Source organism: Parashewanella tropica (assembly GCF_004358445.1).
GTDB classification, from domain to species: Bacteria; Pseudomonadota; Gammaproteobacteria; order Enterobacterales; family Shewanellaceae; genus Parashewanella; species Parashewanella tropica.
Genome location: NZ_CP037951.1, coordinates 2,202,119 through 2,213,809 on the forward strand (window position 1 = coordinate 2,202,119; position 11,691 = coordinate 2,213,809).

Below are 11,691 nucleotides of genomic sequence, written 5' to 3' on the forward strand. Positions count from 1 at the left end.
TTTTTAATCGACCGATTACGAAATATTAAGCGTAAACGAAGTCGATGTGCTCAACCATTGGCTTGAACGCGTGGCGTTGCATAGCTTGTGCACGAACTTTAACTTCTTTACCGTCTACAACAACAGTTAGGTCAGTCGTATAGAAGTCATCATTAAGTTGAATGTTGATGATATCTTTGTGCTCAAGAACGATTGACATAGGCTCTTTGCCTTTGCCATATACAACTGCAGGAAGTTTACCAGCACGACGTAGGCGGCGGCTCGAACCTTTCCCCACTTCTGTGCGGATTTCAGCATTTAAAGTGTAAGACATATCTTTCTCACTTATATAAAACGTTAAAATAAAAAGTCAGAACCTCGACCAGTCCTGACTCATGAAAAGCTCGCGGAGTTTATCACGAACATCTTATACCAACAAGTATTAACGCAATTGTTGCATCAAATAGGCGTAAGTTAATGCCCTTAATTCAGCAGCTTGGTTGTTATCCGCTGCACCAGCATGACCACCTTCAATATTCTCATAATATAAGACGTCAAATCCCATATCTTCCATCTTAGCTACCATTTTACGAGCATGAGCCGGATGTACGCGGTCATCACGAGTAGAAGTGGTAAAGAATACTTTTGGATATTGCTTATTTTTATTCAAATTATGATATGGAGAATAGGTTTTAATGTAATTCCATTCAGCTGCAACATCAGGGTTACCGTACTCCCCCATCCAGCTAGCACCAGCAAGTAACTTATTGAAGCGTTTCATATCTAATAGCGGCACTTGGCAAACTACCGCATTATATAGATCTGGACGACGAGTAAATGCTGCACCAACTAAAAGCCCACCATTACTACCACCTTGAATTCCTAGGTGACGGCTTGACGTAACTTTACGAGCAATCAGGTCTTCAGCAATGGCTTCAAAATCTTCATAAGCTTTATGGCGATTACTTTTAAGTGCAGCTTGATGCCATGCGGGCCCATACTCGCCACCACCACGAATATTGGCAAGCACATAAACGCCACCTTGCTCTAGCCAGTTTTTACCGGTAAGTGCAGAATAAGATGGTCGAAGTGAAATTTCAAAACCGCCATAACCATAAAGTAAAGTTGGATTTTTGCCATTCAGCTTGATGTCTTTAGACATCACCACAAAATACGGAATTTGAGTGCCATCTTTAGAGGTCGCAAAAAATTGCTTACTTTTAAACTTGTTAGCAGCAAACTGTTGTGGCATTCCTTTTAATTTTGAAAGCGTAAGCGTGTTTTCATCAACGTGATATAACGTTGATGGTTCGAGAAAACTCGTATAATTTACAAAGAACTCATCACTATCACGCTGAACGTTCAAAACACTAATTGCGCCATTTTCTGGGAACGGTACTAATGATTGTTGCCACTTACCATTTGAGCTTTGTTGGTAACGAACAAGCTTACTTTTTACATTATCTAACCAATTAATGAAAATTGAGTTTTTGGTAAAACTGATGCCCGAAATCGAACTAGTTTTAGTGGGCTCAACAAGTGTAGTAAATTGCGGTTGTTGAGCAATAAGTTTCTCTACTGGGGTAAAAACGATCGAGCCTTGCTTAAAGGTTTTACCATTCGATTTTAATTCTGACTTTAGCTCAACGAACAAGTTACCTTTAAAGTAGCCAGAAATATCAGCATCTTTTGGCAAAGGTAAATCAACTAATTTTCCGTTTTGATACACTTTATAGTCACGGGTATAAAACGTTGTGCTGTCATATACAATCGGTAGCGGTGTTTTATCGTCAAAAGCAACATACCCACCGATAGATACCGACTTTTTATCGCCAACATAGACTGTTTTAGCTTCAGACAAAGACTGCCCACGCTTCCAAAGCTTTACGACTCTTGGGTAGCCAGAGTCGGTCATACTCTTACCATCGCCAAAGTCCGTGCCGACAAATAAAGTGTCTTTATCAATCCAAGCTAAATTGGATTTTGCTTCTGGCAAAAAGAAAGGTTTTTCAGACTTTGGAACAAATGATTTTGTCGAAAGATCAAACTCACGGATTTCGACTGCATCGGCGCCACCACGGGAAAGACTCACTAAACACCTTACATTTTCAGGATAATGACAACGCATCCCCTTATAAACCCAGTTAACGCCTTCCTTTTTACCTAAAGCATCAATATCTAGAACAGTTTCCCATTTTGGATTTTCTTTTAGATATTCTTCCATTGTGGTCCTACGGTAGATACCACGAACATGGTTCTCATCTTTCCAAAAATTATATAGATAATCGCCACGCTTACTTGCATAAGCAATTCGATGTTTGGAGTTATAAATCGCTAAGCTGTTTTCAACCAGCTCATCAAATTTGGGATATGCTTTGATTTGTTTAGCTGAATTTTCATTTTTTTGGCTTACCCACTGCATTGGCTTTTTGCCATGCACATCCTCAAGCCATTGGAATTTATCTTCATGTGCATGAACGGAGCCAATCATTGCCAATGTACTCGCAAGAGCGAATGGCTGGAGTTTTTTATTCATTGTTAGATCCTTAATTTCTGACCCAACAACTATAACAAATTGGTATATTTTAAATACATTGTATAAATAAAATGTAACAAAAAAGCACTGCTAAATGCAGTGCTTAAATCCAAGATGGGTAAAGTGACGATACTTAATCGTCCCTATGCTGTATAGCTTCTTCGACGAACCCTATTGTTCCACCTTCAATTCCCAATAATGTAGTTCCCCTTTGCCCAAAGCGTTGGACAAAATCACCTTGTCGATCATAGCCACCAACTTTGGTTAGGGCTAATATACTTGGTAATTCAGGTAATAGTTGCCTAAAAGAGTTCGGGATAATAATGCCTGCTACATCATGCCCATTTACCGTACTCGTGCCCCAGTTTGTTGTAGCAAAGTGATCATTATCAGTTACATTCTCAGGCCCGATTTTAGGATCACCGCTAGGAATATAAAACTGAAGGTAAATATTATTTGGACCACCCGCTTCTTCAATAATTAACTTTGATAAATCACCGTTAACAACAGCAATTCGAAATATCTCATCTGTTTCTTTATAAGCTAAAATATGCGCCCCTTCTTCCTTGTCACTTAAATTAGCGGTACCAAGATATAGAACATCAGGAATTTCATTAACAGATGCTTGGTATATATAACCAGATTTAGTTCTCTTATCAAAATAGGTTGTTACATTTTTAGCCCCTTTAGCGCGATTATGAGGCCTAATCACACCAACGTAGTGACATAATCCTTCAATAGGATCATCTGCATTTGGCTTACAATCACTTTTATCTTGATAAATTACACCGTCCACTGTTGGTACAATAAAAACTTCATAAGCAACTGAAGAGTCGTTTTCTGGGAATGATACATTACTATTTTTAGATGCTTCACCCCAAGAAGGTATTCCAGGAAAGTTATTCATTAATGTAGTAACGGGTATACCACTTACAGAGAACTTGTTTGATAAAACTACATAATCTAATTGACGATAACTTTGGTTGACCAGTTCAAGTCCCGTTACTTCATCGCCATCTTTTGTGGTTTGCTCATAAAGTTTATGATTATAATAAATACTTAGCTGAGAGACCGAATTATCTGAGCTAGATAGGCCTTTTATTCCATCAACGCCTAAAACACTTGGTTTCTCGATAACTTCATTAACTTTAGGGGGCCAATAACTTTGAAATTCTGTTAAGACTGAATCATTATATTGGAGTCTGGTAGATTTGAGCCCTACTGGTACTTCATGATAACGCGTAAGGCTCGCGCTAGTATTACCATTAAAGACGTCAAATAAGTTGGCAGGTTCTGCATTCTCTAAATACGTTCGCAGCTGGTCTTCAAATTTCAAATCTTCTGATTCGGATTGTGATAGAAGGTTATCATTACTTGAACTTACACTAGCTTGATTACTTCCTTGTTGCTCAGTAAAGCTAAACCTTGGGATTTTTTGGTATTTATGTACTCTTCTTAATGTGCTAAATGTAATAAGTTTGTGTTTATCACTAGGTGGTAGTTCGCCTAATTGGCTGTCTGCTTCAATCAAATCTGATCTTCGTTTGTAATTTGCAATATAATCCTTGGAAGCCTGCATATAAACCTCAGCTTCTTTCTTAGAAATTGGCGTGGACTGCGATATAGGCAAACTCTTTTCTTTTAAAAAATCTTTGCATAAATCGAGGTTTGTTAACATTCCATCTTGTAATGATTTTAACGCTTTGTTTTTCGAACCTCGATGGATCATTTCCTGATAAAGCAGACTCGTCATTGGGCTAATTGAGTCACAATCCACTGGACTCACCATTTTAAATTCATGCTCGACTTGAACTGAACTCATTTTTTTAATGGTATTAGGTGAAATAACGGCCAATGTAGGGCAGCTGAGGTTTAGGTTTTGAGAAAAAACGAAACCATCATCGTTTGATGATGTTTGCATTTCATCAGTATCACAAGCTAAGTTGTTATTACAATCCGAGCAAACCATTGCATTTTGCAAGTAATCATCATCAGCGATAACAGCTATAGATTTATGTTTTGATGATGAACCATCAAAACAAGCGTTGAGAAATAATGACAAGGAAACAACCAGCAATCCTTTGTACGACATGACCTACTCCAATATTAGCTAACATCCTTGAAATTAAAGCTTAGCAAGAATTTTGAGTTGAGTAGGTATTTTGAACAAAGAAATCCTAGAAGCAGGTTTCAAAAAATCTCTACCTCTAGGATTAAAGCGGGTTTACTGTATTTCGGCTAACATCTGTTGACGTATATATTTAACTGGTGCACTACCATAACTTAAAAACTTCTCGTGGAACTGTTTAAGATCGAATTTCTTACCCAGTAGCTGTTTATATTCTTCTCGGAAGTCATAGATTTCTCTATAACCAGAATAGTAGCTAGTGAGCTGAACTTGACTTAATGTCGCACGACGCCACTTACCTTCTGCTTCGGCACGTTCTTGGAAAGCTTCGTTCATCAACAAGTCTAAGCCTTGTTGTTTAGTCATACCTTTGACCTGAATGCTGTAATCAAGAATGGTGTTACAAATTACACGTAGATTCCATTTGTAGTACATCAACCACATTTCTGGCTCAAAGTTGCTATAGCCTTCCTCAAGCATCATACGTTCAGTGTATACAGCCCAGCCCTCAACCATGGCGCCATTACCAAATAAACTTTTAACCAAACTTGGTGATTCATTTGAATAAACCAATTGTGTGTAATGACCAGGAATGGCTTCATGGATATTTAGAATTTGTAAAATCCAATGATTGTATTCACGAAGATAACTTTCAGCTTGTCCATCTGACATGGCATCAAGCGGAGTTACGTTGTAATAAGTATTTCCGTGTTTATCGTAAGGGCCAGGGGCACTAATCGATGCACCTGCAAAACCACGCATATAGGCTGGGGTTTCACGAACAACAAGAGGCTTAGAAGGATCTAGTGTGATTAACTGCTTTTTATTGACAAAGTCTACTAACTCAGGAATTTGCTTTTTGACCTCAGCTACAAAGTCATCACGTTTAACATGGTTTACTGAGAGTTTTTCAATCAGTTGACGAATCGCCTGTTTATTATCTTTCGGCTGTGGCTCAGTGAAGTATTTTGACCATAGCTGATCCGTAAGCTTAACCATTTCCCCTTGAACACGATTTTTATCCGCCACCGCTTTTTCATAAAGCTGCCTTGCAGTCATACCTGATTGGATATCTAGTGCAAACTTTTGTTCATATAACTTTTCACCAATACGGAAACTACGAGCACCATTTTTGGCTAGATCTTTTTCTAAATTATGAAGCCAAGTAACATAACCTTTTATCGCTTGACGAGATTGATTAACTCTCTGAACAAATAACTGTTTATCAGATTCTGACAGCCCAGATTTTTTTGCCTTTTCAATAAGCTCATCAGAAAATACGCCTAGCCCGCCTTTATTTTGCTGAATGGCTAATTGAGTATGTTCAAGCGTAGGATTAGAGATATTTCCTTTAGCCGCTTTGTAATACGCTGCTATATATTGCATCCTGTTAAGAACTGATTTTAATCTTTGATCTAGAGGCGCAAAATCTTCGTTGATAATTTGGGCAAAACCACCAGCAACATTATATTGTGCAGGATTCCACTGCCACGCTTTGCCATTATTGATACCCCATTCTATTTTATCGAGTACGTTTTCAATCAAGCGGAAATCAATAGTTTGACTAATGGTTAAGGTCGACAGTTTAATCTGCTTAAGCGCATCTCTTTGTTTTTGCACAAACGCCAATGTTTTTGTACGACTTTGTTGATTTGGTATAACCAGTTCACCATCATATTTATGGTAACCGCTATACGTTGCCCACGTTGGAAACTGTTTCCACAAGTCATTAATAAATTGCTGTGAAAAATCAGAGAAAGCTTGGCTTTTTACTTGTGAATGTTGAGGGTGTTGAACTTCATTTGAGGAGTGTGAGCCACTGCAGGCAGTGACTCCAACTAATGCGGTTGTAAGCGCTAAAGCTAATAAGCTCTTTTTCATTATTATGTTCCTAACTTTTTCGTTTGAAACATAATACTTCATTCAATAACTAATACAATCTAGCTTCGCCCTCGGGTCGAGTTTTAAGCACCTTTAAACACCACATGTATTGCTCAGGATGGGCCATAATAGAGCGTTCTATCATATCATTTAGGCACTGCGCTTCAGATTGCTTACATTTGATGGGATCCAAATCACATTCTTCCATCACTTTAACTTCAAACCTATGGCTCTCTTTTGAATATCCAACACATACAGGAAGTACGACAGCGTCACCAGCCTTTGCCAGCCGACCCACCACAGGTAATGTGGCTTTGGTGGTATTAAAAAAAGGCGCTAAAACACTTTTTTCTGGCCCTAGATCTTCATCGGGTAAATAAAAAAAACTTCTGTCTTCTTTCAATGCCGAAATCATAGCACGTAGCCCTGCTTCACGCTTATAAACATGACCACCATGACTACTTCTTATTTTTACCGTCAGCCATTGAAACAATGGATTTCGGTGAGCTTTAGTCATTGCCATCATGGGTAACTCTGCACTCAACCTTAAACCAGCGTGCTCTAGCCCCCAAACATGTGGAGAAATAAAAATAATTGGCTTTCCTTCATCACGAGCTTTTTTTATATGTTGCTGTCCAGATAAAGAGACCGATTTCTGTAATTTATCCTTATTGCACAACATTAATTCAGCTTGAGCCAATAAGGTCATTAAAAAATACTCAATATTTTCTCTGACTAACAGTTCAATTTCATCGGAAGATTTTTGAGGAAAACAAGCGTTGAGGTTAGCTTTGCAAATTTTAACTTGTTTGCTTGAGATTTTATAAACTAACCCACAAAGACTTCGTGCTATAAATTCTCTCGCTGTGGCAGGTAAAAAACCGATTAAAAATAGAATTCCTATCCCAATCCAAGAAGGCCATAATTTGGGATGCAAAAGTCCCCAAGTAAAATCACAATCATATTTATTTTTTTTGCAGGACAAACTGGCTTCCTCACTCTTACAGCTGTAGTTATTATAATTATTTTTGAGCACAGTACTCTAGTTTATACAATTCAACCAATCGATGTAAATTAATTGTTACTAGAATATGTTTTCTATAGCTAAATCAATATAAATTATACCCTAATGTAGAGTGTGATAGATAAAGAAAGTTCAAGTGAAACGCCTAATAGAACAGCGTTTAATGAAATTAAAAGTGATGAAAAGAGAAAGACCACCTGAGTAGGTGGTCTTTTTAAAAGGCTGTTAATTCGCCGCGTTAGATTTTTCTACGCGACTTTTCAATTTTTGCCCAGGGCGGAATGTGACTACCCTGCGTGCAGAAATTGGAATATCTTCACCCGTTTTTGGATTCCTTCCCGGTCTTTGATTCTTATCCCTAAGGTCAAAATTGCCAAAGCCAGATAGCTTGACCTGCTCACCATTTTCGAGCGCACCACGAATTTCTTCGAAGAACAACTCTACCATCTCTTTTGCTAGGCGCTTGTTAATACCAAGCTCTTCAAAAAGATGTTCTGCCATTTCGGCTTTGGTAAGTGCCATACTTTAATCCCTCAACGATGCGTTGAACTCTTTTTTAAGAACAGAAACTATAGAATCAACTTGCTCTGTAATTTCTTTTTCTTCCAGTGTACGAGTAGTGTCTTGTAATGTCAGTGCAATTGCTAAGCTCTTCTTGCCTTCCTCAATACCTTTACCTTGGTAAACGTCGAACAAGTTTACTCCAACTAACTGATTATCGCCTACTTTTTGAATTGCATCAACAACATTTCCAGCTGAGATGGAGTCATCTACAACAACAGCAATATCACGTCTGTTCGCAGGGAATTTAGAAACAGTTTGTGCAGAAGGGATCTTCTGTTGCAACAAAGCATCTAATTCAACTTCGAAAACAATGGTTTTTCCATTCAAGCCAAAAGGCTTTTCCAAGCTTGGATGAATTGCACCGATATAGCCAATTACTCGATCATTTCTTAGTATTTCAGCAGATTGCCCCGGATGTAGCGCAGAATGCTGACAGGCTTTAAAAGTAAATTCTGAAGCGTCCGCTGTCAAGCCTATAATCGCCTCTAAATCACCTTTAAGATCGAAGAAATCAACAGCTTTGCTTTCCATTGACCAATGTTCGTCCACATTGCTACCCGCAATTACGGCACCGATCATTTGTTGTTGACGAACACCAGACTCTGCATTTTCTTCAGGCACAAAACGTAAACCTGTTTCAAACAAGCGTACGCGACCTTGCTGACGTTTTTGGTTGTATGCCACTGTAGTCAAAAGACCCGTGAACATAGACAAACGCATTACCGACATTTCGCTAGAAATCGGATTTGGCAGCTCCATAACTTTTGCTTGTGGATGAACCAGTTGCTGCAGTTTAGGATCTACAAAGCTATAAGTAATTGCCTCTTGGAAACCACGAGTGATTAACGTTTGACGCACTTTACGTAGTGGTAAGTTTGCTTCTTTATGATCAGACATCACCAAACGCGCTTGCGGTGCTGTGTTTGGAATATTGTTATAACCATAAATGCGAGCCACTTCTTCAATCAAATCATCTTCGATAGCCATATCGAAACGATAAGTACGAGTGGTCACTTCCCAGCTATTGTCTTTCTCTTCAACAGTGAAACCTAAAAGCTGTAGAATTTCCATTACGTCAGCATCACCAATGTGATGACCTAAACGGCTATCTAGGCGCGAACGACGAAGTGTAATCGTGTTTTCAGTTGGCAATTCGTGCTCAGCAACCGCTTCTACTACCTCACCGGCTTCACCACCGCAAATGTCTAAAATCAGGCGAGTGGCACGATCCATCACTTTGTGTTGAATTTGTGGGTCAACACCACGTTCAAATCGATGTGAAGAATCAGTGTGTAAACCGTATTGGCGAGCTTTACCTCGGATTGCCATGGGTGCAAAAAATGCACACTCAAGGATGATATCTTGAGTCTCAGCAGTAACGCCTGAAGCTTCACCACCAAAAATACCTGCTAATGCTAGAGGACTATTGTTATCAGCAATAACCAGCGCTTCATTAGCCACAGTGATTTCATTGCCGTCAAGTAAAGTCAACTTTTCTTCACCATTGCCGTAACGAACTTGAATATCACCTGCCACTTTAGCCGCATCAAATGCGTGCATCGGTTGACCAAATTCAATCAATACATAGTTAGTTACATCAACGATTGGGTCGATTGAGCGGATACCACTACGGCGTAATTTTTCTTGCATCCATAAAGGCGTTTCCGCTTTTACGTTAATACCTTTTACGCTACGAGCTAAATAACGTGGACAAGCCGCTGATTCAGTAACATTAACACTTGGTTTATCAGAAGCTGTTGCAGTAACGGCTTCCCAAGTTGGCTCTTTAGCTGTAGTACGATTAAGTACTGCAACTTCACGAGCTAGACCAACCATACCTAAACAATCGGCACGGTTCGCTGTAAGGTCTACATCAATGATTTTATCGTTAAGATCTAAGTATTCACGGATGTCTTTGCCGATTGGTGCATCCTGTGGTAGCTCAATAATACCGTCACTTTCAATATCAATACCGAGCTCAGTGTATGAGCAAAGCATACCGAAAGACGGTTGACCACGAAGTTTCGCTTTCTTAATTTTAAAGTCGCCAGGTAGTTTTGCACCTACCATTGCAACCGCAACTTTTAAACCTAAACGGCAATTTGGCGCGCCGCATACGATATCAATTAGCTCTTCTTCACCAACGTTGATTTTGGTTACACGTAGTTTGTCTGCATCTGGATGCTGACCACATTCAACTACTTCACCAACGACAACACCACTGAACGCTTCAGCAACTGGGTCTACGCCATCAACTTCTAAACCAGCCATGGTGATTTGTTCTGATAATGCTTCACTGTCAATAGCAGGATTAACCCACTCACGAAGCCATGATTCACTAAATTTCATTGTATCTTTGCTCCGTTATTTGAATTGCTTTAAGAAACGTAAATCGTTTTCAAAGAATGAACGTAAGTCGTTCACGCCATAACGCAGCATAGTCAGACGCTCTACGCCCATGCCAAATGCGAAACCAGAGTATTTTTCAGGGTCAATGCCAACGCTTCTTAATACGTTAGGATGTACCATGCCGCAACCTAATACCTCTAACCAGCCATTCTTACCTTTTACATCGACTTCTGCTGAAGGCTCAGTGAATGGGAAGTAAGATGGACGGAAGCGCACTTCTAAATCATCTTCGAAAAAGTTACGCAAAAAGTCGTGCAATATTCCTTTTAATTCAGCAAAAGTAGCATGCTCATCAACCATCAAACCCTCCACCTGATGGAACATTGGCGTATGAGTTTGATCATAATCGTTACGGTAAACACGACCAGGAGAAATAATACGTAGTGGCGGTTGCTCTTGCTCCATGGTACGGATCTGAACACCTGAAGTTTGAGTTCGCAGTACTAACTTCGGGTTAAAATAGAAAGTATCATGGTCAGCACGCGCTGGGTGATGTGCTGGGATATTCAATGCATCAAAGTTATGAAAGTCATCTTCAATCTCTGGGCCTTGCTTGACGCTAAAGCCTAATTCACCAAAGAAAGTTTCAATTCTTTCAATCGTGCGAGTTACTGGGTGCAAGCCACCTAGTTCAAGGCTGCGCCCAGGAAGAGTCACATCAATGCTTTCTGTTTTTAGCTTTTCCGCTAATTGTTCAGCTTTAATGTTCTCAATTTTTGAATTTAAAGCGCGTTGAACGCTTTGTTTGGCGTCATTGACGGCTTGACCAAAAGCTGGTTTTTCTTCAGGTGATAAGGTTGCCATCATGCGCATCATTGCGGTGATTTGGCCTTTTTTACCTAGAAAATCAACGCGAATGTCATCCAACGCTTTCAAGTCGTTGGTTTGCTCAATCACTTCTAAGGCTTTAGATACGATGTCTGTTAGTTGTTGCATTGTAGATTCCACTGCATACCAAAACTAGGATTTAGAAAAGATTCTAATCCTAGTGAAAACATACATATTGACGGATATAAAAAAAGGAAAATTTTACGTTATCACAGCGTTTTTGACTAGGGGCTATGCCTTTTTTTCTTTGTAAAATCGTAGGAATACAAAAACTGATTTAGGAATAAGAATATTCTCGGATCACATGACTTTAGATAATTATGAAAAATACTGTTTTTTTAC

At 39.2% G+C, this 11,691-nt stretch carries 8 protein-coding genes; all 8 read right to left on the reverse strand.

Features of this window, described 5'->3' with window-relative positions; translation table 11 throughout:
* Window positions 1–25 precede the first annotated feature (25 nt).
* The 8 genes from rplY to pheS all read right to left on the reverse strand — a co-directional run bounded on the left by rplY (window position 26) and on the right by pheS (window position 11,457).
* Window positions 26–313, reverse strand: a complete 288-nt coding sequence (gene rplY / locus E2H97_RS09730) for a 50S ribosomal protein L25 (protein WP_133406954.1) — start codon at window positions 311–313, stop codon at window positions 26–28.
* 108 nt (window positions 314–421) lie between these two features.
* On the reverse strand, window positions 422–2,515 hold the full coding sequence (locus E2H97_RS09735) for a prolyl oligopeptidase family serine peptidase (RefSeq protein WP_133406955.1): 2,094 nt from the start codon (window positions 2,513–2,515) through the stop codon (window positions 422–424).
* Between the two features lie 133 nt (window positions 2,516–2,648).
* Window positions 2,649–4,607 (reverse strand): hypothetical protein, encoded by a 1,959-nt coding sequence (locus tag E2H97_RS09740; RefSeq protein ID WP_133406956.1) that lies wholly within the window; start codon window positions 4,605–4,607, stop codon window positions 2,649–2,651.
* A gap of 132 nt (window positions 4,608–4,739) precedes the next feature.
* Window positions 4,740–6,524, reverse strand: a complete 1,785-nt coding sequence (locus tag E2H97_RS09745; RefSeq protein ID WP_133406957.1) for a DUF885 domain-containing protein — start codon at window positions 6,522–6,524, stop codon at window positions 4,740–4,742.
* A gap of 49 nt (window positions 6,525–6,573) precedes the next feature.
* Window positions 6,574–7,509, reverse strand: coding sequence for a lauroyl-Kdo(2)-lipid IV(A) myristoyltransferase (gene lpxM / locus E2H97_RS09750; protein ID WP_133406958.1), 936 nt, complete (start codon window positions 7,507–7,509; stop codon window positions 6,574–6,576).
* Between the two features lie 264 nt (window positions 7,510–7,773).
* Window positions 7,774–8,070 (reverse strand): integration host factor subunit alpha, encoded by a 297-nt coding sequence (gene ihfA / locus E2H97_RS09755; RefSeq protein ID WP_133406959.1) that lies wholly within the window; start codon window positions 8,068–8,070, stop codon window positions 7,774–7,776.
* A 3-nt stretch (window positions 8,071–8,073) separates the two neighbouring features.
* Window positions 8,074–10,461: a phenylalanine--tRNA ligase subunit beta gene (gene pheT, locus E2H97_RS09760; protein WP_133406960.1), complete on the reverse strand. Its 2,388-nt coding sequence runs from the start codon at window positions 10,459–10,461 to the stop codon at window positions 8,074–8,076.
* Window positions 10,462–10,476: 15 nt separating this feature from the next.
* A complete protein-coding gene (gene pheS, locus E2H97_RS09765; protein ID WP_133406961.1) occupies window positions 10,477–11,457 on the reverse strand; it encodes a phenylalanine--tRNA ligase subunit alpha in 981 nt (326 codons plus the stop codon).
* Window positions 11,458–11,691: the final 234 nt, after the last annotated feature.

Excerpts from the sequence above, each read along its gene's own strand:
- rplY (WP_133406954.1), bottom strand. The coding sequence starts at position 313 with ATGTCTTACACTTTAAATGCTGAAATCCGCACAGAAGTGGGGAAAGGT.
- pheT (WP_133406960.1), bottom strand. The coding sequence starts at position 10,461 with ATGAAATTTAGTGAATCATGGCTTCGTGAGTGGGTTAATCCTGCTATT.
- ihfA (WP_133406959.1), bottom strand. The coding sequence starts at position 8,070 with ATGGCACTTACCAAAGCCGAAATGGCAGAACATCTTTTTGAAGAGCTT.
- E2H97_RS09735 (WP_133406955.1), bottom strand. The coding sequence starts at position 2,515 with ATGAATAAAAAACTCCAGCCATTCGCTCTTGCGAGTACATTGGCAATG.
- E2H97_RS09745 (WP_133406957.1), bottom strand. The coding sequence starts at position 6,524 with ATGAAAAAGAGCTTATTAGCTTTAGCGCTTACAACCGCATTAGTTGGA.
- E2H97_RS09740 (WP_133406956.1), bottom strand. The coding sequence starts at position 4,607 with ATGTCGTACAAAGGATTGCTGGTTGTTTCCTTGTCATTATTTCTCAAC.
- pheS (WP_133406961.1), bottom strand. The coding sequence starts at position 11,457 with ATGCAACAACTAACAGACATCGTATCTAAAGCCTTAGAAGTGATTGAG.